The 26,671-nt window shown below is 71.1% G+C and carries 19 protein-coding genes; 10 read left to right on the plus strand and 9 right to left on the minus strand.

Annotated features, from left to right (window positions below):
- Nucleotides 1-154 precede the first annotated feature (154 nt).
- Nucleotides 155-3,190, minus strand: coding sequence for a BTAD domain-containing putative transcriptional regulator (locus ML5_RS30915; protein WP_013477515.1), 3,036 nt, complete (start codon nt 3,188-3,190; stop codon nt 155-157).
- A gap of 514 nt (nt 3,191-3,704) precedes the next feature.
- On the opposite strand from ML5_RS30915, the gene ML5_RS30920 reads away from it, so the two are divergent.
- The 5 genes from ML5_RS30920 to ML5_RS30940 all read left to right on the plus strand — a co-directional run bounded on the left by ML5_RS30920 (nt 3,705) and on the right by ML5_RS30940 (nt 9,443).
- Nucleotides 3,705-6,239: a bifunctional diguanylate cyclase/phosphodiesterase gene (locus ML5_RS30920; RefSeq protein WP_013477516.1), complete on the plus strand. Its 2,535-nt coding sequence runs from the start codon at nt 3,705-3,707 to the stop codon at nt 6,237-6,239.
- A 40-nt stretch (nt 6,240-6,279) separates the two neighbouring features.
- Nucleotides 6,280-7,623, plus strand: a complete 1,344-nt coding sequence (locus ML5_RS30925) for a glycosyltransferase 87 family protein (protein WP_013477517.1) — start codon at nt 6,280-6,282, stop codon at nt 7,621-7,623.
- Nucleotides 7,620-8,252, plus strand: coding sequence for a phosphoribosyltransferase (locus tag ML5_RS30930; RefSeq protein ID WP_013289349.1), 633 nt, complete (start codon nt 7,620-7,622; stop codon nt 8,250-8,252). Before ML5_RS30925 ends, ML5_RS30930 begins: the two co-directional genes overlap by 4 nt.
- Nucleotides 8,253-8,275: 23 nt before the next feature.
- Nucleotides 8,276-8,668: a zf-TFIIB domain-containing protein gene (locus ML5_RS30935; protein WP_013477518.1), complete on the plus strand. Its 393-nt coding sequence runs from the start codon at nt 8,276-8,278 to the stop codon at nt 8,666-8,668.
- 94 nt (nt 8,669-8,762) lie between these two features.
- On the plus strand, nt 8,763-9,443 hold the full coding sequence (locus ML5_RS30940; protein WP_013477519.1) for a maleylpyruvate isomerase N-terminal domain-containing protein: 681 nt from the start codon (nt 8,763-8,765) through the stop codon (nt 9,441-9,443).
- Nucleotides 9,444-9,449: 6 nt separating this feature from the next.
- On the opposite strand, the gene dnaB is transcribed toward ML5_RS30940, so the two are convergent.
- The gene (dnaB, locus tag ML5_RS30945) at nt 9,450-12,269 is read right to left on the minus strand and encodes a replicative DNA helicase (RefSeq protein ID WP_013477520.1); all 2,820 of its coding nucleotides are present in this window, start codon (nt 12,267-12,269) and stop codon (nt 9,450-9,452) included.
- Nucleotides 12,270-12,667: 398 nt separating this feature from the next.
- On the opposite strand from dnaB, the gene ML5_RS30950 reads away from it, so the two are divergent.
- Nucleotides 12,668-14,338 carry a hypothetical protein gene (locus ML5_RS30950; protein ID WP_013477521.1) on the plus strand — a complete coding sequence of 557 codons (1,671 nt, stop codon included), beginning with the start codon at nt 12,668-12,670 and terminating at the stop codon, nt 14,336-14,338.
- Nucleotides 14,339-14,404: 66 nt separating this feature from the next.
- On the opposite strand, the gene rplI is transcribed toward ML5_RS30950, so the two are convergent.
- From rplI to rpsF, 4 genes are all read right to left on the minus strand, one after another.
- Complete coding sequence (rplI, locus tag ML5_RS30955; RefSeq protein WP_013289354.1) at nt 14,405-14,851, minus strand: 50S ribosomal protein L9; 447 nt, start codon at nt 14,849-14,851, stop codon at nt 14,405-14,407.
- Nucleotides 14,852-14,865: 14 nt separating this feature from the next.
- Nucleotides 14,866-15,105 carry a 30S ribosomal protein S18 gene (rpsR, locus tag ML5_RS30960; RefSeq protein ID WP_013289355.1) on the minus strand — a complete coding sequence of 80 codons (240 nt, stop codon included), beginning with the start codon at nt 15,103-15,105 and terminating at the stop codon, nt 14,866-14,868.
- Nucleotides 15,106-15,146: 41 nt separating this feature from the next.
- Nucleotides 15,147-15,674: a single-stranded DNA-binding protein gene (locus tag ML5_RS30965; RefSeq protein ID WP_018788497.1), complete on the minus strand. Its 528-nt coding sequence runs from the start codon at nt 15,672-15,674 to the stop codon at nt 15,147-15,149.
- An 81-nt stretch (nt 15,675-15,755) separates the two neighbouring features.
- Nucleotides 15,756-16,046 (minus strand): 30S ribosomal protein S6, encoded by a 291-nt coding sequence (rpsF, locus tag ML5_RS30970; RefSeq protein WP_013289357.1) that lies wholly within the window; start codon nt 16,044-16,046, stop codon nt 15,756-15,758.
- A 634-nt stretch (nt 16,047-16,680) separates the two neighbouring features.
- On the opposite strand from rpsF, the gene ML5_RS30975 reads away from it, so the two are divergent.
- Nucleotides 16,681-17,463, plus strand: coding sequence for a deoxyribonuclease IV (locus ML5_RS30975; protein ID WP_013289358.1), 783 nt, complete (start codon nt 16,681-16,683; stop codon nt 17,461-17,463).
- Nucleotides 17,460-19,532 carry a hypothetical protein gene (locus tag ML5_RS30980; RefSeq protein ID WP_013477522.1) on the plus strand — a complete coding sequence of 691 codons (2,073 nt, stop codon included), beginning with the start codon at nt 17,460-17,462 and terminating at the stop codon, nt 19,530-19,532. The genes ML5_RS30975 and ML5_RS30980 overlap by 4 nt, the downstream gene beginning before the upstream one ends.
- A gap of 21 nt (nt 19,533-19,553) precedes the next feature.
- On the opposite strand, the gene ML5_RS30985 is transcribed toward ML5_RS30980, so the two are convergent.
- From ML5_RS30985 to ML5_RS30995, 3 genes are all read right to left on the minus strand, one after another.
- Entirely contained in the window at nt 19,554-21,110 is a 1,557-nt protein-coding gene (locus ML5_RS30985) for a glycosyltransferase family 87 protein (RefSeq protein ID WP_013289360.1), read from the minus strand.
- Nucleotides 21,111-21,232: 122 nt separating this feature from the next.
- Nucleotides 21,233-24,055 carry a transglycosylase domain-containing protein gene (locus ML5_RS30990; protein WP_013289361.1) on the minus strand — a complete coding sequence of 941 codons (2,823 nt, stop codon included), beginning with the start codon at nt 24,053-24,055 and terminating at the stop codon, nt 21,233-21,235.
- Nucleotides 24,056-24,249: 194 nt separating this feature from the next.
- On the minus strand, nt 24,250-24,696 hold the full coding sequence (locus ML5_RS30995; RefSeq protein WP_013289362.1) for a DUF5318 domain-containing protein: 447 nt from the start codon (nt 24,694-24,696) through the stop codon (nt 24,250-24,252).
- Between the two features lie 175 nt (nt 24,697-24,871).
- On the opposite strand from ML5_RS30995, the gene ML5_RS31000 reads away from it, so the two are divergent.
- Nucleotides 24,872-25,510 (plus strand): PadR family transcriptional regulator, encoded by a 639-nt coding sequence (locus ML5_RS31000; protein ID WP_013289363.1) that lies wholly within the window; start codon nt 24,872-24,874, stop codon nt 25,508-25,510.
- A gap of 23 nt (nt 25,511-25,533) precedes the next feature.
- Nucleotides 25,534-26,613: an inositol-3-phosphate synthase gene (locus ML5_RS31005; protein ID WP_013289364.1), complete on the plus strand. Its 1,080-nt coding sequence runs from the start codon at nt 25,534-25,536 to the stop codon at nt 26,611-26,613.
- The last annotated feature ends 58 nt before the right edge of the window (nt 26,614-26,671 follow it).

Genomic DNA, 26,671 nt, shown 5'->3' on the forward strand with positions numbered 1-26,671 from the left:
CGACGCCCCTCCCTCACCTGCCCACCGCCGATTCGCTGGGGGGAACTGACGGTGGGGGCCTCGTTCGGCCGGGTCCGCTCTGGCGCTGAACCCTCCCCGTTGGCCGATGCCGGGGACGCTAACGAACGCCGCGATAAGAAATCGATAAGCCGGTTCAGGCCGGCGTCTCGGCGAGCTGCCGGCGCAGGTCGTGGCGCTCGGGCGCACCCATCCGCTCGAAGATCGCCAACGCGCGCTGCCGGTAGCGGTCCGCTTCGGCGGCGTCCGTTCCGGCCAGATGATCGGCCAGGGCACTCAGGGCGCGTCCCTGCTCGTAGGGATGCGCGATGCGGCTGGCCAGGCCGAGGGCTTCACGGTGCGCGGAGACGGCCTGGTCCACGTGTCCGGCCGCGGCCAGTGTCAGGCCGAGGTCGTTCGACGCCGCCGCCTGCACATGCCGGTCACTCGAGTCCCGCGCCAGGTCGAGAGCCAGTTCGTGCTGGCTTCGTGCCTCTGCGAGCCGGCCCAGATGCCGGTAGGCGACGCCGAGGTCGTTGCGGGCCTCCGCCTCACCGAACCGGTGCCCGGTCTGCGCGCGCAGCCGGAGCGACGCCGCGATCAGGCGCACCGCCTTGCGGTAGTTTCCGAGGCGGTTCTCCACCGAGGCGATGTGGCCGAGCGCGTTGGACATGTGGAACCGGCTTCCCTGGCACCGAGCCAGGAAGAGGTGCTGCCGATGGGCGCGGAGCGCTTCGGGATACCGCCCGACGGCGGTCAGCGCGTACCCGAGGTTGGGCAGGGCCACGATCGGGTCGACCGCGCCTCGCGTGTCCTCCCGGAGCAACTGCCGTCCCAGACTCACCGACCGCTCGGAGCTTCCCGTGAGCCAGTGGACGACCACGAGGTTCGCCCGGTAACGGTGCTCGCTGCGCCGGTCGTGCAGGTCCCGCGAGATGGACACCGCTACCTCGAGGTGACGCAGCGAGTCCAGATAGCTGCCGGTCCGGGTGTACGCCGACGCCAGGTAGTTGTGCATGACCGCCTGTGCCGCACGGTCACCGCTGCGCTCGGCAGCGGTCAGGCCCGTCTGGTGGGTCGCGACGATGTCACCGAAGTACCCCCGCATGTAGCAGAACCGCCACATCGCCCGAGCCAGGCGCCATGCGTATCCGGACTGCCCCTCCTCCTGAAGGGCGAATCTGATCAACGCGATGAGATTGGGCCGCTCCCGCTCCAGCCATTCGATGTCCGAGGTGTCAGCCTCGCTGATCAGATCGGCCCGGAGCGGCGCCTCCAGGCGCAGGTGGGTAGCCAGTACCTGCTGGTCCAGGGAGCTTGCCCGGACCGCCACCTGGTGCAGGACGTGGTCGAGCAGGCGGTTGCCCGCCTCGTGGCGCTGCGTGGGATCCGTCGACTCACGGAAGAGCTCGGCGGAGTACTGACGCATCAGATCGTGCATCCGGTAGCGCCCCGGAGCGACCTCCTCGATCAGGTGCTGGTCGAGGAGGTCGTCCAGCATCCGTTCCGTCCGGTCGAGCGGAAGAGCCGCGAGAGCGGCGGCCATACGCGCGTCGAAGGAGTCGCCCGGGTGCAGGCCGATCAGCCGGAACAGCCATTTCACGGGTTCGCTCAGGTGCTCGTACGAGGCTGAGAAGGCACCGGCGACGGTCTGCTGCTCCACCGCCAGCTGCCGCAGCACGGTGCCTCCGGCCTCGAGCCGTCGAGCCAGGTCGGCAACTCGCCAGGCCGGCCGGTGGGCCAACCATCCGCCGGCCAGCCGGACGGCCAGCGGCAGATGGCCGCAGCGGCGAGCCACCTCCGTCGCGGCATCCGGTTCCTTGCTGATCCGCTCCGCACCGGCGGTGCGTGCCAGGAGTTCCACCGCCTCGTCGGGTGTCATCACGGGAAGCGAGACGGGCGGACCGATGTCGCTCACCGACAGCCGCCGACGACTGGTCACCAGCACCGCCGACCCTGAACCGACGGGCAGGAGCGGACGCACCTGCTGCCCGTCGGCCGCGTTGTCCAGCACGAGGACGACGCGGCGACCCCGCAGCTCGCGCTGCCACAACTCGGCCCGCTCCTCGTGATCACTGGGAATCCGGCCCGCCGGTACCTCCAGCTGGCGAAGCAGCACAGTGAGGGCGTCGCCCGGCTCGACCGGGGCTCCCTCGGTGTGCCCCCGCAGATCGATGAAGAGTTGCCCATCCGGGTACCGGTCGCTGAGCAGGTGCGCCAGGTGAAGCGCGAAGAGGGTCTTGCCGCTGCCCGCCATACCGTCGATCACGCGTACGGTCGGCGATCCGTCACCCGGCGATCCGATCTCCGCCAGCATCCTCTCGACGAGTCCCCGCCGTCCGACGAGATCAGCAGCGCCCCGCGGAAGGTGGTACGGGTGCGCCCGCCGCGCGTTCGAGGTGGCCGCACCTCCTCGTTCAGCACCGCCCTGCCCGGCTGCGGACGGCGAGCGCGGCGCGGTCCTGCCCAGTAGTGACCTGCGCAGATCGAGCAGCTCGGTTCCCGGCTCGATGCCGAGTTGCCGGGTGAGGATCGACTCGGCGCGATGGATGACAGCCAGGGCGCCGCCCGCGTCGCCGTCCGCCTTCAGCGCACTGGCCAGCAGCGCGTGTGCCTGCTCCCGGTAGGGATGACTGTTCACGTGATCGGTGAGAAGTGCGATTGCCGCTCTGGTGCGGCCGAGTGCGACGTCGAGCCGGGCACGAAGCTCGATCGCCGCCAGCCGCTGCTCCTCCAGTGCCGCCCGGCGCGCCGTCAGAACCGGCCCCACCCGCAGGCCGGCCGCCAGAGGACCGCGCCACAGACGTTCGCCCTGGCTGAGCAACTCGTCAACACGTTCGTGCTGCCCGTCCGACCAGGCCGACACCGCCTCACCGGTCAGGTGCTCGAAACAACGCACGTCCACCCGCTCGTCGCCCACATCCAGGCGGTAGCCGCCGGAGAGCCGAACCAGGCTCGGGCCCTGATGCCGATCGAACGTCCGTCGAAGGTTGCCCACATACGTCCGCACGTTTGCCAACGCGGAACGGGGTGGGTCCTCGGGCCACAGCTCGTCGACGAGGGTGTCGACGGTGACGAGCTGGCCGCCGTGCAGCACCAGCACCGCCAGCGCCATCTGCTGCTTCGGCGTACCGAGTGGCAGTGGATCCGATCCCTGCCACACCTCCGGCACGCCCAGCAGCCGGATATCCACCAACTGTTCCCTCCGGGCGGCACGCGCCAATCAAATTGCCCGCGACCGTGTGAACTATGCGAAATGCAGACTTACGGAAGATAGCACCCTATACGCCACAGGAGTTTCCGGTGCCGGAGAGCAACGACGCTTTTTCTGTGAGTTGTCGTGGCGGATGTTACGGAAGGAGGAAACCGAACGACTACAGACACCCGGTGATGAAGGGCTCGATAATCCCACTTGAAAGCGCGCACTGAATATGCGTTCAGTCTCCGGTCAAAGACCGAGCGTAACAAGAAGCAGGCGCATTGGCGCAATATGCGCATATGGACATCTAATGGATGTATCCTGGCCTAAAAGCCATAACATGTTCGACGTCGGATGGGCCGGTGATCGCCGGCTCTGGGGGTCGAACGAAGGGCGAAGGCCATGCGCGGCAACGACTGGCTGTGAAGCGAACTTCCGGGGCGCCTGAGCGGGCCGTACAGTACGAGCACACGCACCGCTACGAACGAGCGCGGTGGAGGCAGACCACGTGACTCGCGCCCACGCACGCGACAATGGGACCGATCGGCGGCTCTTGCTGCTTGTCGGTCTCGTCGTGTTTGCGGCCACACTGGCCACACTGGTGAGCATCCGCCTGATCGCCGTCGGCGACCTGACAACCCAGAAGAACATCACACGGGCGGCCACGATCACCTTTCTCGTAGCCGTGGCTGCGACGGTGAATGTGCGAATTCGTATTCGCGCCACCACCCACGGCGTTTCGTGGACCGATGCGGCAACCGTGATCGGGCTTGCGGTCGCACCCGTGCCGTGGGTCGTCATCGCTACCGGCCTGGGCGTCGCCATCACCCGCCTGATCGGTCGCCTCACCCCGATCAAGCTGGCCTTCGGCGTCGCCAAGGAGATGACGCTGGCTGCGGCGGGAGGCCTGGTCCTCATCGCCGCCGGCTGGTCCTGGCCCTGGTCAGGGCCCATCAGCCGCTCACTGCCCGCCCTGGTGCTGGCCTACGTGACCGTCGTCGTCCTCGATGAGCTGCTCACCTTCCCGGTCCTCGCCTTCGCGACCGGGACACCGATCCGCAAGCGCTTCCGGGAGCAGTGGGATCTCCGGCTGGCGAGCGTCGCCGCCCGCTTCTCGGTGATCCTGTGCACGCTGCTCATCCTCCGGATCGACCCGACTTTCCTGATCGTCGTACCGCCGCTCGTGTTGAGCCTGCATCTCGCCTACTCCAGCCGACTTCGTAATCGCGCCGAGCGGGAGGCCTGGCAACGGTTGGCCCGGACGACCGACGCATTGAATGTAGTCGATCTCAATCGGGTACTCACCACAGCGGTCACGCAAGCGACCGAGCTGTTCTCCGCCGACGAGGTCGAAATCGAACTACGTGAGGAAGCACTGGTGGTGCGAGGCGTCGGAGGAGCCATCACCTACCGCGGCCCGGCCGGCGAACCGAGCTCGATCGAGGGTTCGGTACTCACCAACCGCCTCGAGGGCCACGACCGGACTGTCGACGTAGGCGTGCTGCGGCTGCGGTTCGCCGGCCCGGTCGAACTCTCCGAACGCGAGCAGTACACCCTGCGTACCTTCGCCTCCGCCCTCTGCACCGCGGTCCGCAACGCCCAGGCGTACGCCGAACTCGCCCGCATCGCCGAGGACCACGCCTACGCCGCCACCCACGACGCCCTCACCGGCCTGTCCAACCGGCGGCACCTGCTCGACGAGGGCAGCGCCCAGCTCACCAGCCGGCACGCCGACGGCGTCACCGCCCTGGTGCTGATCGACCTCAACCACTTCAAGGAAGTCAACGACACCCTCGGGCACGGCGCCGGCGACCAGGTGCTGATCCAGGTCGCCGAACGACTCCGCGGCGCGGCCCGCCCCGACGACCTGGTCGCCCGGCTCGGCGGCGACGAGTTCGCCGTACTCCTGCGCGGCCTGCCCGCACCGGCCGTCGCCGCCCACCGCGCCGAGGCCCTGCTCGCGGCGCTGCACGACCCGCTCGACCTCGACGGCATGCGGATCAGCGTGGAGGCCAGCGGCGGCATCGCCGTCGCCCCCGCCACCGGCGGCATGGCCGAACTGCTGCGCCGCGCCGACGTGGCCATGTACCAGGCCAAACGCGCCGGCCAACGGGTCGCCACCTACGCGCCGGCCCGCGACACCGCCGACCTGAGCCGGCTCACCCTCGGCGGCGAACTGCCCCGCGCCGTCGCCGACCACGAGTTCACCGTCAACTTCCAGCCCATCGTCGACCTGGGCAGCGGCGAGGTGATCGGCGCGGAGGCACTCGCCCGCTGGCACCACCCCACCCACGGGCTCATCGACCCGCTGCGCTTCCTCGAAGCGGTGGAACGCTCCGGGCTGCTCCCCGCGTTCGCCGAGGCGATCCTCGACCAGGCGCTCATCGCCGCCGGCTCCTGGCGCGACGCCGGCTTCGACCTGCCCGTCTCGGTGAACGTGTCCCCGCGCAGCCTGCTCGACGCCCGCTTCCCCGGCGCCGTGCTGGCCCGGCTACGCGCCCACGACCTCCCGCCGGACCGGCTCGTGCTGGAACTGACCGAGACGCTCACCCTCAGCCAGCTCGACGTCGTCGACCGCGTCCTCAGCCGGCTGCGTGACTCCGGCGTCCGGCTCGCGCTCGACGACTTCGGCACCGGATACTCGTCGCTCTCCCTGCTCTCCCGCATCCCCGTACACGAATTGAAGATCGACCGCAGTTTCGTCGGCGCCATGGAGACCGCGCCCGAAGCCGCCGCCGTGATCCGCTCCACCCTCGACCTCGGCCGCAGCCTCGACCTCACCGTGGTCGCCGAGGGCGTGGAGAGCGAACCGCAACGCCGCGCGCTCTGGGAACTCGGCTGCGCCGCCGGGCAGGGCCACCTGTTCGCCCGGCCACTGCCCGCAGCCGCGCTCCTCGCCGCCCTCCAGCGCGGCCACGGCGGCCGGACCGGCGCGCTCGCACCCGCGCTGCACGACGCCGGCGCCGTCATCCGCCTCCCCGGCCGCCGCACCGGCCGCACCCGCCCGTCACCCCCCGCCGCCACCGACGCCCGGCAACCCTGACCCGGCCGGGCCACCCCGCCGGTCTGCCACACTGGCCCGCGTGACCGCCCAAGCCGACCCGGCAACCCCCGTCTCCCGCCGCTGGTCGGCACTCGACACCGCCGCCGGCGGCCTCGCCCTCGACCTGGGCCTCTACGCCGCCGCCACCGTCTTCGCCGCGATCACCGCCGCCACCTCCACCCTCCCGCCGCACCGCGCCTGGGGCGCCGTCGCCACCATCGGGTACGCGCTCGCCACGCTCGCCGCGACCACCCAGCTGCTCGCCCGCCGCCGCGACCCCGGCACCCCCCTGGCCGGCCTGCCCGCACGCTGGACCGTCGCCGGTCTCGCCTGGGCCGCCACCGCGCTGCTGCCGATCGTCACGCAGAGCGTCGAACGCGCCGGCGGACGCACCGACCGCGCCCAGGAGGAGGTGATCGTGGTCGAACACGCCGGAGCCCGCCTCGCCGAGCACGGCACCCCCTACCTCGGACCCGACGCCATCGCCGCCCTGCCCCCCGGCGAGCAACTCCTCGGCTACACCCCCTACCAGCCCGGTATGGCGCTGTTCGGGCTGCCCCGTGCCGCCGTCGACGCCTGGTGGACCGACTCCCGCGTCTGGTTCGCCGTGGTCACCGCGCTCACCCTCGTCGCCCTCGTCGCCACGCTGCGCGCAAGCGGCGGCCCGGGCGCACCCCGCCGCGACGCCGCCGTCCTGCGCGCCGTCCAGGCCGCCACAGTCCTGCCCGTCTGCGCGCTCACCCTCGCCACCGGCGGCGACGACCTCCCCGTACTCGCGCTCTGCCTGCTCGCCCTCGCGCTCGCCGCCGCCGGCCGGCCCGGGCGGGCCGGCCTCGCGGTCGGCGCCGCCGGTGCCCTGAAGCTCTTCGCCTGGCCGGTCGCCGTCGTGCTGATCTGCTGGGCCGCCACCCGCCGGTCCGCGACCCGCACCGCCCTCGGCGCCATCGGCCTACCCGTCCTCGCCCTGATCCCGGTGCTCCTCGTCGACCGCGACGCCCTCGTCGAGAACGTGCTGCGCTTCCCGCTCGGCCACGGCCTCGTCACCAGCCCCGCCCAGTCGCCGTTCCCCGGGCACCTCATCGCCGAGACACTCCCGGCCGGCCGCGCCGTCGCCACCGCGCTGCTCGTCGCCGCCGGGCTCGCCATCGCCGTCCGGCTGCTGCGCCGTCCGCCCCGCACCGCCGCCGCCACGGCCATCATCTGCGGGTACGGACTGCTCGCCGCGATCCTGCTGATGCCCTCCACCCGCTTCGGGTACCTGCTCTACCCGGCAGCCCTGCTCGTCCTCGCCCCCGCGCTGGCGCTCACCCGACCGGACGACAGGGCGGCATTCCCGGCAACCGCCCCGCGCGATCCGGCCGGAAGGCGTACACCTGAGGGATGACCACCTACCGCGACCGGGCCGAGGCGGGACGCGAACTCGCCGAACGACTCACCGACCTCGCCGGCCGGCCCGACGTCATCGTGCTCGGCCTGGTACGCGGCGGTGTACCCGTCGCCCGGGTGGTCGCCGACCGGCTCGGCGCACCACTGGACGTCCTCGTCGTCCGCAAGCTCGGCGTGCCCTGGGCACCCGAGGTCGCGTACGGCGCGCTCGGCCCCGGCGGCGTGCAGGTCCTCAACGAGATGGTCGCCGGCCGGATCAGCGAGAACGACAGGGCCCAGGTCCGCCGCCGCGAACAGGCCGAACTGGAACGCCGCGAACAGCGCTACCGCGGCGGCCGCCCACCGCTCGACCTCACCGGGCGCACCGCCGTCATCGTGGACGACGGACTCGCCACCGGCGCCACCGCCCGGGCCGCCGTCCAGGTCGCCCGCCACCTCGGCGCCGTCCGGGTCCTGGTCGCCGTCCCGGTCGGATCCGAGCAGGCGTACGACATGCTCGCCGCCGACGCCGACACGGTCGTGAGCTGCCAACTCCCGCCCGACTTCGCCGCCGTCGGGGCGTACTACGAGGACTTCCACGAGGTCTCCGACGACGAGGTCACGCAGGCGCTGACCGCCACTGCGTGAAAACACCCGGTACCGTCGTTGTCATGCAGATGACCTGTCCCAAGTGCCGCGGAGAAATGCGCCAGTACGAGCGCAGCGGAGTAGTCATCGACCAGTGCGGCGAATGCCGGGGCATCTTCCTCGACCGCGGCGAGCTGGAAAAGCTGTTCGATGCCGAGGCCAACTGGAACCGGCAGCACGGCGGCGCCCCGCAGCAGGCCGCGCCGTCCGGTGCCGGCTACCCGCCACCTCCGCCGCCCCCGCCCGCCGCCGCGCCGCACCAGCCCGGCTACGGCGCCGTCCCCCCGCCCCCTCCGCCGCCGCCCGGCCACGGCTACGCGCAGCCCGCGTACGGCCACGGCCAGCAGCACCACGGCTACCACGGCCACTACCGGCGCAAGAAGAAGCACGGCTTCCTCGGCGAACTGTTCGACTGACCGCCGACAACGCGCGCGCCGGGCCGATGCACCGCATCGACCCGGCGCGCTCGTCGGCGTGCCGCGCCTGCCGCACCGTGGCAGGCTGCTCGACATGAGCCCGATCCGGCAGCACGAGGCGCTGGCCCAGGCGTACGACGGCATCACCGCCGTCGTCACCACGCTCGACGACGCCGGCCTGCAACGGCCCACCCGGTGCCGCGGCTGGCTCGTCGCCGACCTGCTGTTCCACGTGCTCTGCGACGCCCAGCGCGCACTCGTCGCCCTGGCCAGCCCCGCACCCGGACCGGCCGACGTGGACGACGTCAGCTACTGGCGCGCGTTCACCCCCGGCGACGACGACGTGAGCGCCGGGCACGCCTGGTGGGCACGCCGCTCCGCCGCCGCCTTCGACAGGCCCACAGGCGTGGTCCGGCTCTGGACCGACACCGCGCCCGCCGCCGTCCGCGCGGCCACCGCGGCCGACCCCGACGGGTACGTGACGACACAGGGGCACGTGCTGCGCGTACCCCATCTGCTCGCCACCCTGACCACCGAGGCGGTCATCCATCACCTGGACCTGGTGGTGGACCTGCCGGACGCGCCGCGGCCGGCGGCGGACCCGACGCGGGTAGCGGTGACCACGATGGACGGCCTGCTCAGCGACGACGCGGTACGGCCGGCCGGCTGGGACGACCACGACTACCTGTTGAAGGCCGCCGGGCGGGTGCCGCTCACCGACCGGGACCGGCTGGAGCTGGGCGAGGCCGCCGGCTGGTTCCCGCTGCTCGGCTGACGTCGCTCAGACGATGGCCATGTCGACGAAGCGCGACAGGTGTAGCTGGGCCGCTACGGTGACCGTGTCGGTAGGACCATTTCTGTGCTTTGCAACAATAAAGTCCGCTTCGCCCGCTCGCGGCGACTCCTTGTCGTAGTAGTCGTCGCGGTGCAGAAGAATGACAACGTCTGCATCCTGTTCAATAGATCCAGATTCCCGCAAGTCGGACAATTGTGGTCGCTTGTCGGTGCGCTGCTCGGGGCCACGGTTCAGCTGACTCACCGCGATCACCGGGCATTCGACCTCCTTGGCCAGCAGCTTCAGGCCACGGGACAGGTCCGCGACCTCCTGCTGCCGGCTCTCGGTGCGCTTCGGCGAGGTCATCAGCTGGAGATAGTCGACGACGATCAGCTTCAGGTCGTGCTTCTGCTTGAGCCGCCGCGCCTTCGCCCGGATCTCCATGAGGTTCATGCTCGGCGTGTCGTCGACGAAGAGCGGCGCCTCGCTGATCTCACCCATGCAGCGGGCCAGCTTGGTCCAGTCGTCGTCGGAGAGCTGCCCGCTGCGCAGAACGTGCAGGGGCACGCGCGCCTCGGCCGAGAGGAGTCGCATGACGATCTCGACCTTGCTCATTTCCAGCGAGAAGATCGCCGACGCCTGGTTGGCGCGGATAGCTGCATTTCGGGCGAAGTCCATACTTGCCGTGCTGTTGTGCGTCGGGATCATCGAGCGGCCCGCCAGATACAGATGGTCGGGATTGTCGACGGTCACACAGCGCACCGGAACGCTCGGCACCGGACGGACGTCCACGATGAACCGCGAGTGGGACCGGACGTCCGAGGACGTCCGGCGCCGGGCCGCATGGGCGGTCCGCTTCCGGTCCAGCCGGAAGACCGTGTCCGGGGTGGAGAAGTTCAGCGTGTACGCGATCGACGATTCCTCGGTACGGCCGCGCACCTTGCGCTCGGTCATGGTGCACCGATAGCCCAGGCTGACGACGAGTTCCCGTACGCCGTCGATCAAGCGCCGCGAGGTGGACGTGTACTGCAGGTTCCCGGTCGGCGCCACCGTGCCGTCGGTGTCCATGAGACCGGCGAGCAACGCCCGGCGCTGGGTTTCGGAGGCGCGTAGATAGTCGTCCGGAATGTGCTTGTCGTAGGCCACCCCGACCCGGCGGAGCAGGGCGAGGAAGGAACCGTTCCGCTCGTGGCACTCGGCGCATCGGCGGGTTCCGGGGTTCTCCCGCAGGGCACGGGTGGAGCCGCCGCAGTCGACGCAGGTGCGGTCCGCCGTCCTGACCGGCGTGGGCAGATGCACGCTGTAGACCATGGGCCCGCTCGGGCGCACCAGGAAGCCGTCCTGGGCCACGAGGTCGAGCATCTCCGCGTCCGCGGTGGTGAAGCGGCTGGCCCCGGTGTGCCCGTCGCCGAGCCACACCCCGAGGGTGTACGGCGGGACGGTCAGGTCGCGTTCCGGAAGTCGGAGCGGCGCGCAGTTCCGCACGGCGTGGTTGAGACGGCGGTCGGCCGTCTCGGTACGTAGCGTGGCCGCGATCTGCGCCGTCGTGACGATCCCGTCATGCTCGGCGCGGCTGCCGGCGTTCACCGGTCGTTCCGCGCGTGCACGGAGGCCGGAGATCAACGCGCCCACCGGGTAGCCCGGAGCCGTCCAGTTGCGTGTCTTGCCGGCCCAGGTCACCGGGCGGGCGACCCGGCTGTTGGAACCCACTGTCTGCGCCACCGTGTGAAGCACGTTGCGGAATTCCGGACCGACCTGTTCCAGGGTTTCGGCGAGAGTGACCAGGCGGTGCGGTTCGGCGAATGCAGCCACCTCGGCCGCCCGTACCTTCGCCAACGCCGGCTCGGCCCAGTGGTGCCGCCGACGTGCCTCCGGCTGGCGTCGGCTGGCCCGGGTGGTGGTCTTCCACAGGTGCTCGGCGTCCGCCACGATGACGCTTCCGTCGGAGAACTCGACCTCGTAGCAGGGGCGGTCGTACATCACGTCGAAGACGTTGGTGATCGTCGTCGGGATGCCGTCCGCGGCGAGGAGCTGCTCGCCGACGCGCACCTCACCCATGGTGGTCCAGCCCTGTGGGGTGGGCAGCGGGGTGTCGAGTGCGAGCGCCTTACCGAGACCAGGCCTGCCGGCCACGATGATGAGCTGGCCGGCGTGCAGGCCGTTCAGCAGGCGGTCGAGGTCGGTGAACCCGGTCGGCACACCGGTCATCACCCCGCCCTGGGCGCCGACCGCCTCGATCTCGTCCAGCGTCGGCTGGAGCATGTCGGCCAGGACGGCGAAGTCCTCGCTGACGCGCTTCTCGGTGATCTCGTAGACGGCCTGCTGGGCGAGGTCGACGATGTCGTCGACGTCGCGGCTGCCGCTCGGGCCGGTGCCGTAGCCGAGCTGCACGATCCGGGTGCCGGCCTCGACCAGCCGGCGCAGCACCGCCCGTTCGCCGACGATCCGGGCGTAGTACGCGGCGTTCGCGGCGGTGGGCACGCTGGCGATCAGCGTGTGCAGGTAGGGGGCGCCGCCGATCCGGGCGAGGTCACCGGAGTCGGCGAGCGCGGCCGCCACGGTGATCGGGTCGGCGGGTTCGCCGCGACCGTAGATGTCCAGGATCGCGTCGAAGATGGTGGCGTGGACCGGACGGTAGAAGTCGTTTGTCTTCAGGATCTCCACGACGTCCGCGATGGCGTCCTTGGACAGCAGCATGCCGCCGAGTACGCACTGCTCGGCGGCGACGTCCTGGGGTGGTGTCTTCTCGAACGCAGATTCGCGCGGCGGCGGCTCGGGCGATGATCCCCCGGTCCGTTCCGCACGCGTCTCGTCGGTGACCGACACGGGTTCCCCCCTCGCTGCGTCGGATCGAGTCCAGCTGTATCGCCGGGGTATGACAACTCTCCGCCGACCCTCCGGTCGATCGGGGGTCATCGCCCGGCGGTCGGGGGACCACGATACGGAACCCGAGGTCAACCGCTCAACAAGGCCGGTGGATGAGCCTCGGGACAACCTGTGGACGCCTGGGGACAGGCATGTGCGCAGGGTGTGCACAGGGGTGTGGAAAAGTGATGGGGAATTCCGGGCTTATCGCCTCTGACCTGGGCTTTTACTATCCCCACCCTGTGGACGGAAGATTTCCGGCCGAGCTTTGTCGTCGTTCGTCCCGTACTATCGCTGCGAAACGGCGACACCTGGGACAGCGGGTTTACTTTCGGGTTGAGAGAGGTCACGCTCCGGCCGTGAGACACCGGGACTGGGGAAGCGGGGAGGACAGCCCGCGCGAGCGACGGCCGAGCGGTTCCTGGGACGAGCCCGCCGGGCCGCGCCGGGTCGACTCGTACGCGCCGGAGGGCTACCGCACGGCGAGCCGGCGGCGGGCGATCGAGCGCGGCCAGGACGAGCCGGTGGAGACGTACCTTCCCCGTTGGGCGCTGGAGTCCGGGGTGAGTCGCGCGGACGGCGGCGGGCGGCATGCCGCGCCCGACGACGACGAGGTGGAGGCGCCGGCCTCAGGTGCCGGCCGGCGGGATCTGCGCGCGATCGGTGCGGGTCCGTTGTCGGACCACACCGCCGAGTGGACGATGGACGCCCCGCAGGAGCGGGGGTACGTGGGCAACCGGCGGGCGGACGAGGACGACGAGCCGGTGTCGGGGGCGGCGCCCCGGAGTCGCCCGCGCCGGGCGGCGACGCGCCGGCCGCAGGTGACCTGGTCCGGGCTGCCGGAGTCGGCGGGTACGAGCGAGGGGCCGGCCGGATCGGACGGTGAACGGCCGGCGGGTCGGCGTCGCCGGTCGGCGTCGGGTTCCTCCTGGCCGCCGCCGGCGGGGTCGGACTCCGCATGGTCGCGGTCGGCGGCCTCGGGCGGCGCGTGGTCCCGCTCGGGGACGGATGCCGAGTGGCCGGCGTCGGCGTCGGACGCGGGCCGGCCGGCGTCGCCGGCAGCAGAGTCGGAGCCGGCCTGGGGACGGGCGACGGCGTCGGAGTCGGAGCCGGCCTGGTCGCGGGCGACGCCATCGGAGTCGGCGCGGTCGCGGCCGGCGGCGGATCCGTGGCAGCGCCGCCGGAGCGCCGAGCGTGAGCCGGTGGAGCCGCCCGCCGTCGATCCGTGGGACGCGTCGGGCGTGCACGCCTGGGACCGGCCGGTGCCAGCGAGCCGCTGGGAGCGGGCGGAGAGCCGGTGGGACCGTACGGAGCACACGGGTGAGTGGGACCGGTTCACCGACACCGGTTTCCTGGAGCCGGTGCGGGACACCGACGACCGGTACGCGGAGGCCGATCCGTGGGACCGTTCGGCGCCGCCGGTGCGGGAGGGCTGGGCGTCGCCGGCGCGAGCCGAGGCGTTCTGGTCGGGTACCCGGCTCTCGGGTGACGACCCCCGGTGGATGGAGACACCGTCGACTGCTCCGCGTTCGCCCGCGGTGGCGTACTCGGCGCCGCGGCCGCGTACCGCGCCTCGTCGTCGCCCGGTGGAGCCGGCGGCGTCGACGTTGCGGCGGCGGGTGGAGACGATCGGCGGCGGTTCGTGGGGTCGCCGGCTGGAGGACGACCTGCTGGACCCGGATCCGGGTGGTCCGTTGCGGCCGCTGGTCTACACGGCGGCCTGCTATCTGGTTCCGGCGGTGCTGCTCGTGGTCGGCCTGCTGTTCCTGAGCGGGCAGCCTCCGGCGGGGTGCGTCACGGACATCACCGGCGGTGGTTGTGACTCGCCGCGTGCGCACGCGCTGGAGTCGTTGGTGTCGGCGGCGCCGCGGTTCGGGTTGGCGATGGTGAGCAGTCTGGTGGTGGCGGTGCTGCTGCGGCAGGTCGGGACGACGTGGCGGTCGGCGACAGTGGCGCTGGCGGCCGCGGTGGTGGGTGGTGGGCTGTCCACCGTGGTGATCAGCGCGGTGACCGGCAATCCGCTCGGCTGAGCGGCGGGGATGCGGAAAGGCCCGCACCGGCGACCGGTGCGGGCCTTTCGCGTCGTGCTTCGGGTGTCAGCCCTTGACCACGTTCAGGTCGAACTTGGCGGTCACCTCGGGGTGCAGCCGGATGCTGACCGGGTAGGAGCCGAGCGCCTTGATGTGGCCGGGCAGTTCCAGCCGGCGGCGGTCCAGGGTCGGGCCGCCGGCGGCCTTGACGGCGTCGACGATCTCGGCCGGGGTGACCGAGCCGAAGAGCCGCCCGCCGTCGCCGGCGCGGGCCTTCAGGTTGACCTTCAGACCCTCGATCTGGGTCTTGACCTCGGTGGCGTGGCCCAGGTCGCGGATCTCGCGGGCCGAGCGGGCCCGCTTGATGACCGTGACCTGCTTCTCCGCGCCCTTGGTCCAGGCGATCGCGAAGCCCTGCGGCAGCAGGTAGTTACGGCCGAAGCCGTCCTTGACCTCGACGATGTCGCCCGGAGAGCCGAGGCCGGACACCTCCTGAGTGAGGATGATCTTCATGTCCGTGCCTCCTCTCAGCGGGTCGTGGCCGTGTACGGCAGGAGCGCCATCTCGCGGGCGTTCTTGACCGCACGGGCGATCTGCCGCTGCTGCTGCGAGGTCACGCCGGTCACCCGTCGAGCGCGGATCTTGCCGCGGTCGGAGATGAACTTGCGCAGCAGCGCGGTGTCCTTGTAATCGATGTAGGTGATCCCGTCCTTGTCGAGCGGGTTCACCTTCTTCTTCGGCTTGCGAAGGGCCGCAGCCTTAGCCATTGCTCGTGCTCCTGGTTTGCGATCGCGGGCGCTCGGCGCCATCAGAACGGAGGCTCCTCGTCGAAGTTGCCGCCCGAACCACCGCGGGAGGGGGCGGGGGCAGCAGAGGCCCAGGGGTCGTCGAAGTTGCCTCCGCCGCCGCCCTGGCCGCCACCACCACCGAAGCCGCCGCCACCGCCACCGGAGCGGGACATCTTCTGCACCTTCGCCGTGGCGTAGCGCAGCGACGGGCCGATCTCGTCGACCTCCAGCTCGATGACGGTGCGCTTCTCACCCTCGCGGGTCTCGTACGACCGCTGGCGCAGTCGGCCGGACACGATCACGCGAGCGCCGCGCTGCAGCGACTCGGCGACGTTCTCGGCGGCCTGGCGCCAGACCGTGCACGAGAGGAACAGCGGCTCGCCGTCCTTCCACTCGCCGGAGGCCTTGTCCATGAAGCGGGGCGTCGAAGCGACCCGGAACTTGGCGACCGCCGCACCGGAGGGGGTGAATCGCAACTCGGGGTCATCGGTCAGGTTGCCGATGACCGTGATGGTGGTGTCTCCTGCCATGACCATCTCCTCGCGCACTCATCTTTGTGCCGTCAGGCTCTCAGAGCCGTACGACAGCGTGGATGAGGCTTGTGATCCGGACGTGCCGGGTCTAGATGCTCAGCGCATCTCCGGGCGGATGACCTTGGTGCGCAGCACCGACTCGTTGAGTCGGAGCTGACGGTCCAGCTCGCCAACGGCCTCCGGCGTCGCCTGGAGGTCGATGACGGCGTAGATGCCCTCGGCCTTCTTGTTGATCTCGTACGCGAGGCGCCGGCGGCCCCACACGTCGGTCTTCTCCACCGAGCCACCCGCGGTCCGGATCACGTTCAGGTACGTGTCGAGCGACGGGGCGACGGTGCGCTCCTCGAGGCTGGGGTCGAGGATCACCATGACTTCGTAATGACGCAAGACGTGCTCACCTCCTGTGGGCTAAGCGGCCACGGTCCTTCCGTGGCAGGAGGTCGTGCGTCGTTGCCCGCGCCGGTGCCGGGGGAACCCGGCCGGACACACGGACAACCGGACCAGGATAGCCGGTCCGGACGATCATGGCCGGGCCGGTGGTCCCGGTGTGCCGGGTGCGGCGACAGGGGCCCACCTCCGGCGAGCCGGCAGGTGGACCCCTGTCCACGGGACCGCGGGGCGTCCCGTCCGCATTCCTTGGGTGGGACCTGGGGAGGAACGACCACACCGATGAGGTTGGATCGAAGACGCCCCGCGGAGCTTTATCGTGTTGTCACCTGGTCTGACCATACAATGGCTCTCGTCACCACTTGGGGTAAATGGAGGAATTGGTCCTACTGCTGGCCTCCCGTACCGGGATAACGAGCGGATCCCGCCCCGCAGTGCCGGGCCGCACGGCGGGGCGTCCCGTTTCCGGGGGTCCACCCTCGCCCGTCCGTGCTGTGGACCACGTGCGGGCGGAGCGTCGACCATCGATCCCACCTCGGACAACGACCGCCGGGCCGGGTGGTGACGCGGCCGACCCGCCGGGCGCCTCCCGCGAGCGCGCCGACCGTCGCAGGCGCGACGTAGGCTGCCCTGCATGCGAATCGGAGCCCACGTCGACCCGACCGACCCGCTGGCCGAGGCGGCCGCCCGGCAGGCCGAGGCGGTCCAGTTCTTCCTGGCCGACCCGCAGGGCTGGAAGGCCCCGAAGCCGCGCGAGGACGCCGAGCGCCTGCGTTCCGCCGACGTCGACCTCTATGTGCACGCGCCGTATGTGATCAACGTGGCCACGCTGAACAACCGGATCCGCATTCCCAGCCGCAAGCTGCTGCTCGCCCACGCGTCCGCCGCGGCGGACGTCGGGGCCAGAGGGCTGATCGTGCACGGCGGCCACGTCAACGCCGGCCACGACGTCGCGGTCGGCTTCGACAACTGGCGCAAGACCTTCGCGTACGCGGCGGACTCCGGCGGCTTCCCGCTGCCGGTGCTGATCGAGAACACCGCCGGCGGTGACAACGCCTGCGCCCGGCACCTCGACTCGCTGGCCCGGCTCTGGGACGCGCTCGGCGACCACGAGGTCGGCTTCTGCCTGGACACCTGCCACGCGTACGCGGGCGGCGAGGAACTGCTGGGCCTGGTCGACCGGGTGAAGGCGATCACCGGCCGGATCGACCTGATCCACGCGAACAACTCCAAGGGCGCGTTCAACTCCGGCCAGGACCGGCACGACAACCTCACCGGCGGCACCATCGACCCGGAACTGCTGGTGGCGGTGATCCGCGCGGCCGGCGCGCCGGTGATCGTGGAGACCCCCGGCGGCGTCGAGGGCCAGGCCGCCGACATCGCGTTCCTGCGCGGACAGTTGGGCGCGGCGGCGTGACGACCGAGCAGTCCGGAACGACCGGCCGCCGGTCCGGCGCCGAGCCCCGTCCGGACGGCGACGCGGCCGCACCGGACCGGCCGGACGACGCGACCGGGACGGCCCCGCCCGGCGAGGGTGGGACCGCCGGGGGCGGATCCGGCACGGACGACACCGCCGGGAAGAAGGCCGAGGCCCGGGACGAGGCCGCCGCCGAGGGCGACGCCCACGACGCCCGGACGAACGGCGGCGACGACGGAACCGCCGCCGACAAGGCCGACGCCGGCGACGAGAACACAACGGGTACGGCCGACGACAAGGCCGCCGATCCCTGGTCCGCGTTCGGGCCCGCGCCGGAGCCGGTGCTCGGCCGGGCCCGGCGGGCCGTCCGCGCGGTCGGCCGGTTCCTGGTGCACGAGTGGACGCTCGCCGCCGTCGCCGCACTGGCGCTGGCCGCGGCGATGACCTGGCCCACGTTGCGCTATCCGCGGCACACGCTGCCGCAGGACTACTGGGATCCGAGCCTGCAGGCGTGGCAGATGGCGTGGTCCGGCCACATCCTGCGGACCGACCCGGCGATGCTGTGGCACGCGAACACGTTCTACCCGGAGAACTGGAGCTTCGCGTTCTCCGACACGCTCCTCGGGTACGCCCCGGCCGGCCTGATCGGGGTCGGCCCGGAGCACGCTGTGCTGCGCTACAACATCATGTTCGTGCTGGCGCACGCGCTCGCCGCGTTCGGCGCGTACGTGCTGGCCCGGCAGCTCGGCGCGGGCCGCATCGGCGGCGCGGTGGCCGGGGCGAGCTTCGCCTACGCGCCGTGGCTGCTGGCCCAGGCGGGGCACCTGCACATCCTCTCCAACGGCGGCATCCCGCTGGCGCTGGCCATGCTGGCGCGGGGTCACGGCTGGTCGCTGCGGTACGGCTACCGGCCGCGCCGCCGGCACGCGGGCTGGGCGTTCGCCGGGTGGCTGGTGGCCGCGTGGCAGCTCAGCCTGGGGTTCGGTATCGGGCTGCCGTTCGCGTACATGCTGGCCGGGACCGTTCTGGTCGCGGTGGTGCTGTGGTTCGTGCGACGGCGCCGGGTGAAGCGTCCGTTCGGGCGGCGGCTGTTCCTGGCCGACGTGTTCGGCGGGCTCGCCTTCGCCGCGGTGGGCGCGGCGCTGGCGGTGCCGTACTTCAGGGTGGCCGAGCTGCACCCGAACGCGGAACGGACGCTCGGCGACATCGGGCTCTACTCGCCGCCGGCGAGCGGGTTCTTCACCGCGCCGGCCGAGTCCCGGGTCTGGGGCGGGCTGCACGAGGGCGCCCGTGCCGTGCTGCCCTGGCATCCGGAGATGACGCTGCTGCCGGGCTTCGTGCTCTACGCGCTCGCCGCCGGTGGTCTGTTCTTCTCGGTCTGGCGGGTCCGGCACCGGATCTTCCTGCTCGCCGGCGTGCTGGTGACGATGGCGCTGGCGATGGGCACCCGGTTCTTCGGCGGCCGGTTCACCTACGTGCCGTTGTTCGACTACGTGCCGGGCTGGAGCGGGCTGCGCACGCCGGGCCGGATGATGCTCTGGACCACGCTGCTGCTGGGTCTGCTCGCGGCCGGCGCGGTCACCGCGTTCTGCATGCGGGTACGCGAGCTGGCCGCCGAGCGGGTGCCGCCGTGGCCGGGCCCGTGGCTGCGCCTGGCCACGCTGCTGCCGCTGGCGCTGGTGCTCGTGGAAGGGCTGAACGCCACGCCGCAGCCGGTGGTGCCGCGGCAGCCGGCGGCGATGCGGACTGTGGACGGCCCGATGCTGGTGCTGCCGAGCAGCCAGAACCTCGATCAGCCGGTGATGCTGTGGTCCACCGACCGGTTCCAGCCGATGGTCAACGGCGGCAGCGGTTTCACGCCGCGTTCGCAGGCCCAGATCCGCGAGGCGACAGTCAGCTTCCCGGACTACGCGAGCGTCGACTACCTGCGGCAGATCGGCGTGAAGAACGTGGTCGTGTTGCGCGACGAGCTGGAGGGCACCCCGTGGGAGGGGATGCTCGACCGGCCGGTCGACGCGCTGGGCGTGACCCGGGAGCAGGTCGGCGAGGCGGTCGTGTTCCGGCTGTAGACCGGAACACGACCGTCTCGGTCACACCGGAACGGGTTCGGCGGGCCGTTCGGCGGCGCGCGCCCGCCAGCGCTGATGCCAGGGCGCGTCGGGCGCGCCGTCGAGCACCCCGCCGTCCGGGTCGTCGGCGTAGGTGTGCCGGACGACGTCCAGTTCGGGCCGCATGATGTCCCGGATGACGAATCCGCAGAGCACCGCCACGGTGATCAGGCGCAGGCTCGACGCCAGCACGAAGACGCCCTCGGGGAAGACCGGCCGGGACATGGCCGTGCCGAGCAGTTCGCCGTAGAACGCGGCGAAGTAGCCGACCTCGGCGACCTGCCAGGCCAGGAACGCGCCCCAGCGCGGCCGGGCGAGCACCGCGAGCGGCAGCAGCCAGAGCACGAACTGCTGGGACCACACCTTGCTGAAGATGAGGAACGCGGCGACCACCAGGAAGGCGAGCTGGGCCAGCCGGGGGCGGCGCGGCGCCAGCAGCGCCAGCCCGGCCACGCCGAGGCAGGCCAGGCCGAAGAGCAGGTACGACAGCCAGTTGAGGGTGGGGATGTTCGCGTTGAGCCACTCGAAGGGCCCGAGCTGGCCGGGTGAGGACGGGCTGATCCGGCCGTCCAGGTAGCGACCGATGTACCAGAGCGTGCCCCAGTCGATGGGGCGCGTGGTGTTCAGGTCGAAGAAGCGTTCCCAGTTCTCCCGGTACGGGATCGCCACCGGCAGGTTCACGGCCACGAGCGTCACCAGCGCGGTCGCCGTGGCGACGAGCCCGGCCAGCAGTTTCCCGGCGCGCAACGCGAGGACCAGGATCGGGCCGAGGATGAACAGCGGCCACATCTTGGCCGCGCCGCCCAGTCCGATGAGGACGCCTGCTACTCCGGGCAGCAGCAGCGCGTACCGGTCGGGCCGGGCGCGCGCCCAGGCCAGCAGGCCGAACGCGGCCAAGCCGATGGCGAGCAGATCCCAGTTGACGGTGGCGGTGAGCACCAGCGCCGGGGAGAGCGCGAACAACGCGGCGTCCCAGGGTCGTCGTCGGCGCAGGCTGAGGATCACGGCGACGGTGGCGACCGCGAGCGCGCCGAGCACCAGCGCGTTCAGGTTGTAGAACCACTGACCCTGGTTGATGGCGGGGTTGTCGGCGCCGAGGGCGTGCACCGGCAGGCCGAGCGCGCCCATGAAGTACCCGGTCAGCACCGGGTACTCCACCGGGTGGTCGGCGTAGGGCACCTTGCCCTCGTTGAGCCCTTCGGCGTAGTAGAGCGCCAGCACGTCGGTGTAGCACATCCGGGTGTACTGGACGTTGTTCTGCCAGGCGCCGTCCTGGCAGGGCGACTTCTGCACCCAGTGCAGGGCCAGCGTCAGGCACACCAGCGCCAGCACGATCCGGCCGGCGGTCCAGAACCGGCTCTCCCGGCCGGCGGGCCGGTCCAGGGCGGCGGCGTGGTCGCCGAGCGGCCCGCCGATCAGACCGGAGGCGCCCCGGACGAACCAGTCCGAGCGGGACGGGTGGTCCACCGTCTCTGCGGATCGTGGCGCCGCCTCGGACGCGCCGGGCTCATCGATGCCTGCGGGCGACTGGGTGCTCATGGAGAGGCATCCTGCCGTACACCGGGGGTCGCCGTCCCGTCGCGCGCGGAGAAATTCCGGTACGCGAAACGCGGCGGCGGCCGGACCGCTCGGGTCCGGCCGCCGCCGTCAGGTGGTACGCGTCAGTTCTGCCGTGTCGGTGGTGTGCTCGGCAGCAGCCCACCGCCGCCACCGCCACCACCGGGGCGTCCGCCGCCTCCGGGGAGCCCACCCCCGCCGGGGTTGTTGCCACCCTGGTCGCCGCCGCCGGGGTTGCCGCCACCGGGCGTGCCGCCGGGGCAGAACAGACCCAGCGGGTCGCAGTTCGGGCCGCCCGGCTGGCCGGGCTCGTTCGTCGGCGGCGGCACCTCGCCGTTGCCGGCCTCGTCGTCGCCGACGTTCGCGGCGGGCGGGAACTCTTCCTTGTCCTTGCCCTTGAGCGCGTCGTTCATGAAGCGCTGGAAGATGTCACCCGGCATCCTGGCGCCGCTGATGTCCCGGCCGTCCTTGTACTTGATCGCCTTGCGGTCCTTGACGTTTCCGACCCAGACGGCTGTGGCGAGCTGCGGCGTGTAGCCGATCATCCAGGCATCGCCGTTGCGGGTGGTCTTGTCACCGAGTTCCCAGGTGCCGGTCTTCTCGGCGACCTGCCGGCCCTCCTCAAGCTTCTTGTTGATCTGGCCCGGGTACTGCTTCAGCACGGACGTCACGTCGGCGACGATGTCCTTGTCGATCCGCTGCTGCCCCTTGAGCTTCTCCCCGCCGACCGTGTCCCACTTACCGGTGTCCGGGTTCTGCTTCTGCACCAGCTTCACGAAGTGCGCCTTGTGGTAGACGCCCTGGTTGGCGAACGTGGCGACGCCGTTGGCGTGGTCGAGCACCGTGATCGGGTACTGGCCGTAGCCGAGGACGTGGAAGAACGGCGACGGAGCCAGGTCCTTCGGGTCGGCCTTGGTCAGGTCGTGCGCCTTGGCCGGGTTGGTGTCGGTCTGCCACATGGTGGTGACGCCGGCCTGCTTGGCCATGTCGAGCACCTTGTCCGGGCCGATCTTCTCGGTGATGTAGTAGAACGGCACGTTCAGCGACTTCAGCGTCGACAGTTCGAGCGTGCAGGAGTCACCGCAGGAGACCTTGTCCGCGCCGGCGTTGCTGACCTTGAACTTGGTGCCCTTCGGCGTGAACGCCGATCCCTTCCACCGGGACTTGAGGGAGATGCCTTCCTTGAGCGCCGCGGCGAGCGTGTAGATCTTGAAGCTCGAGCCCGGCGAGTGACCGCCGCTGACCACACCGTTGTCGACGTTCTTCCCGGCGTAGTCGGTGCCGGTGCCGTTGTCGCCGCCGTAGTAGGCGAGCACCCGCCCGGTCTTCGGGTCGATCGCCACCACGGCGGCCATCAGGTTCGGCGGCTGGCCGGCGAGTTCGGAGCCCTTCTTGGCCCGCTGGGCCGCGGCGAGCGCCGCCTCCTGCATCTTCCGGTTGATCGTGGTGGTGATCTTGTAACCACCCCGGCTCAGCGCCTTGGCGCAGAGCGGCTTCTTCTCGGTCGCCTCGGCCTCGTTGTCGGTGCAGAGGTTCATCTCGCGGATCTCCTGCGAGACGTAGTTGACGATGTTGCCGTACGGGGTGTCGATGCCGAAGCCGCCGCCGCTGTTCTTCGACGGCTTCGCGATGTTCTTCGGGTACTCGGTGGGGTGCTGCGGCGTGTTCGGCGCGTCCAGCCACTTCTCCGTGATCATGCCGTTGATCACGTAGTTCCACCGGTCCAGTGCGGCGGTCGGGTTGATCGCCGGGTCGTAGCCCTGGTGGGTCGCGCTCGGCTCCGGCTGTTTGATCAGTGCGGCGAGCACCGCGGCCTCGGCCACGGTCAGGCTCTTGACGTCCTTGCCGAAGTAGGTCCGCGCCGCCGCCTGGATGCCGTACGCGCCACGGCCGAAGTAGATGACGTTCAGGTAGTGCTGCATGATCACGCGCTTGTCGTACTTGTCGTTCAGCTTGGAGGCGAGGATCGCCTCCTTCACCTTGCGGCCGTACGTGTCCTGGTTCAGGTTCTCGAACGCGTTGCGCGCGTACTGCTGGGTGATGGTCGAGGCGCCCTGCTTGTCGCCGCCGGTGAGGTTGTTCCACGCGGCCCGGGCGATGCCCTTGTAGTCCACACCGGAGTGCTTGTAGAAGTTCCGGTCCTCCGCCGCGGCGACCGCGTGCTGGACGTGCTCCGGAATCTGGTCGATGGTGACCAGCTGGCGGTTCTGGTCGCCGATCCGGGCGATCGCCTGGCCGCTCGAGTCGTAGATGGTGGTGGACAGCGGCGGGATGGTGTCCTCCGGGAGCACCACCTTGGTGGAGTACCAGGTGAAGCTCACCACACCGATGCCGGCGAGCATGATGAACACGGCGAAGCCGGCGATCAGGATGTTGATCCGGCGGCGCTTCTTCGCGCGCGCCGGGTCCTCGCCGCGGCCACGCCGGCCGGGGCCGGCCGGACCGCCGGGACCACCGGGACCGCCGCCGGCGGCGCCGGGCACCCGGGCGCGGCCACCGACGGCCGCCGCGCCGACGCTCGCGCGTCCGCCCACGCTCGCACGCCCGCCGACGCCGGCCGCGCCGACGCTCGCCGCGCCCACCGAGGCGCGTCCGGCCGGAGCGGCCGGGGAGACGGGCACCGACGCCCGGCCGGCGCCCGCGCGTCCGGAGACGCCGGGTGCCGGCGAGACGGGCACCGAGGCCCGGCCGCCCGCGCCGGCCCGGCCGACCGAGGCCGAGCCTGCCGCCCCGCGCGGCGCCGGAGCGCCACCGACCGAGGCCCGGCCGCCCGCGCCGTACGGTGTCGCGGAGGCGCGCGCCGAGGCGCCGCCCTCAGCCGCGCCGGACCAACCGTTCCCGCCCCGGCTCCCTTCGGAACCGGGGTCGCCGTTCGGGCCCGGGATCTGGGCCCGCCCGCGCGAAGAACTGGGATCGCCGTAGTTCATTCCTCACACCCTGCCGGTCGCGGTGGGGCGCGGGGGCGCCGCCACCGGGTTGCCGTGAGCTGGAACACGGGACGTTACCCGCCGGCCGTGCCAGCGATCGCCCGTCAAATCCGATCTATTCGGACCAATTACGCGTAAAGGCTGTCGATCCTGCCGCCCGGGGAATGGGCCGGCAGCGATCGGGACAGCCGCGTTCACCGTTGCGCCTCTCGCCTTCGCCGAGGGGTGGAGCCGTTGGCCGCGACCGACTCGTCCGCGTCCTCCGCCTCGCCAGCGAGACCGTCCCGACCGAGCAGGAACTGCTCGACGAGATGGTTCCAGTCGCAGCCGGGGCAGACCTCCACCACGAACACCTGGAACTCACGCAGCGTCATGGCCAGGACGGGCAACTCGGCCCGGGTACGCGCCTGGCCGGCCGACTGCTTGAGTTCGTCACCGTAAATGTAGTGGACGTGGATCAGGTTCTCGCTGCGGCAGATCGGGCAGCGGTGGTCGGTCGGCTCGCCGTGGAAGCGAGCAGCGTTCTTCAGGTACGGCGAGGCGTCGCAGACGTCGTACGTGCCGATCCGCCCGGCGAGCAGTTCACGCAGCACAGCTCGCTTCTGAAGCGAGTAGTCGACGACCTGGCGCTGCGTACGCATGCGGCAAAGGGTACGCGCTCCCGCGAACCCAGGCGACCATGGTCACGATGCGTGATGATCGCGTCGCGTAAGCAGGGGTTTGCCCCACCCTCACCTCTCCGCTAACGTGCGATGTATCGGTTCGATACATCGCGGTGGTTAGCGCTCCGCGCAGGGGGAAAAGAGGGGATGGCCCGTGCTCGAGCTCGCCATCCTCGGCCTCCTGCAGGAGGCGTCGATGCACGGCTACGAGCTGCGCAAGGAGCTGACCGCCAAGCTCGGTGCCATCCGGGCGGCGATCAGCTACGGCTCGCTCTACCCGACCCTGCGTCGGCTGCAGGCGGCGGGATGGATCGCCGAAGCCGCCGAGACACCCGCGACCGCCGAGGAGGTTCCCGCGCTGACCAGCCGACGCGGTCGGGTGGTCTACACCATTACCGCGGAGGGCAAGGAACGCTTCGCCCAGCTCATAGCGCAGGCTGGACCCGAGACGTACGACGACACGGGCTTCGGCGTGCACTTCGCGTTCTTCGCCCGGACCGACCAGGCCACCCGGCTCCGGATCCTGGAAGGTCGTCGCCGCAAGATCGAGGAACGTCGCGAAGGTCTTCGTGACGTGCTCGGCCGGGCAGCCGAGCGCCTCGACGCGTACACCCTGGAACTGCAGCGCCACGGGCTCGACGCCTGTGAGCGCGAGGTCCGCTGGCTGGAGGAGCTCATCGCCAACGAGCGCTCCGGCCGGGCCCCCGCCGACCCGCGACCCGGGACGGCCGGTGGCCGAGGAGACAACGACAGCCCGCCCACGCCTGGAACGTCCAGGAAAGAGCGGCCGTGATGAAGAAGAAGGAGGCAGACGCTATGGGCTCCGTCCGCGTCGCCATCGTCGGTGTGGGTAACTGCGCCTCGTCCCTCGTACAGGGCGTGGAGTACTACCGGAACGCCGACCCGAACGACCGCGTCCCGGGTCTCATGCACGTCACCTTCGGCGACTACCACGTCTCGGACGTGAAGTTCGTCGCGGCGTTCGACGTGGACGCCAAGAAGGTGGGCATGGACCTCGCGGAGGCGATCGTCGCCAGCGAGAACAACACGATCAAGCTGTGCGACGTGCCGCCGACCGGCGTCACCGTGCAGCGCGGCCCGACCTTCGACGGTCTCGGCCAGTACTACCGCGAGATCGTCGAGGAGTCGGACGCCAAGCCGGTCGACGTGGCGCAGGCGCTGCGCGACGCGCAGGTCGACGTGGTCGTCTCCTACCTCCCGGTGGGCTCCGAGGAGGCCGACAAGTTCTACGCCCAGGCCGCGATCGACGCCGGCTGCGCGTTCGTGAACGCCCTGCCGGTCTTCATCGCCTCCGACCCGGAGTGGGCGAAGAAGTTCACCGACGCCGGCCTGCCGATCGTCGGCGACGACATCAAGAGCCAGGTCGGTGCCACCATCGTGCACCGCGCCCTGGCGAAGCTCTTCGAGGACCGCGGGGTCGAGCTGCTGCGCACGTACCAGCTCAACTTCGGCGGCAACATGGACTTCATGAACATGCTGGAGCGCAACCGCCTGGTCTCGAAGAAGATCTCGAAGACCCAGTCGGTGACCTCCCAGATCCCGCACGAGATGAGCAAGAGCGACGTGCACATCGGCCCGTCCGACCACGTGCCGTGGCTCGACGACCGCAAGTGGGCGTACATCCGCCTGGAGGGCCGCTCCTTCGGTGACACCCCGCTCAACGCGGAGCTGAAGCTCGAGGTGTGGGACTCGCCGAACTCGGCCGGTGTCATCATCGACGCCGTCCGCGCCGCGAAGATCGCGCTGGACCGGAAGATCGGTGGCCCGATCCTCTCCGCCTCCTCGTACTTCATGAAGTCCCCGCCGGAGCAGTACGCCGACCACGACGCGCACGCCGCCGTCGAGGCGTTCATCGCCGGCGAGATCGAGCGCTGACGCTCTGACACGCACAAGAAGGAAGGCCGGGTCCGCGCGGACCCGGCCTTCTTTCTTC

Origin of the sequence: Micromonospora sp. L5 (assembly GCF_000177655.2) — a bacterium.
Lineage (GTDB): Bacteria > Actinomycetota > Actinomycetes > Mycobacteriales > Micromonosporaceae > Micromonospora > Micromonospora aurantiaca.

Coding starts and splice junctions, on each gene's coding strand:
- ML5_RS30995 (WP_013289362.1), bottom strand. CDS start 24,696: ATGCGTACGCAGCGCCAGGTCGTCGACTACTCGCTTCAGAAGCGAGCT.
- ML5_RS31005 (WP_013289364.1), top strand. CDS start 25,534: ATGGGCTCCGTCCGCGTCGCCATCGTCGGTGTGGGTAACTGCGCCTCG.
- ML5_RS30930 (WP_013289349.1), top strand. CDS start 7,620: ATGACCACCTACCGCGACCGGGCCGAGGCGGGACGCGAACTCGCCGAA.
- ML5_RS30975 (WP_013289358.1), top strand. CDS start 16,681: ATGCGAATCGGAGCCCACGTCGACCCGACCGACCCGCTGGCCGAGGCG.
- rpsR (WP_013289355.1), bottom strand. CDS start 15,105: ATGGCTAAGGCTGCGGCCCTTCGCAAGCCGAAGAAGAAGGTGAACCCG.
- ML5_RS30935 (WP_013477518.1), top strand. CDS start 8,276: ATGCAGATGACCTGTCCCAAGTGCCGCGGAGAAATGCGCCAGTACGAG.
- ML5_RS30940 (WP_013477519.1), top strand. CDS start 8,763: ATGAGCCCGATCCGGCAGCACGAGGCGCTGGCCCAGGCGTACGACGGC.
- rplI (WP_013289354.1), bottom strand. CDS start 14,851: ATGAAGATCATCCTCACTCAGGAGGTGTCCGGCCTCGGCTCTCCGGGC.
- ML5_RS30990 (WP_013289361.1), bottom strand. CDS start 24,055: ATGAACTACGGCGATCCCAGTTCTTCGCGCGGGCGGGCCCAGATCCCG.
- ML5_RS30985 (WP_013289360.1), bottom strand. CDS start 21,110: ATGAGCACCCAGTCGCCCGCAGGCATCGATGAGCCCGGCGCGTCCGAG.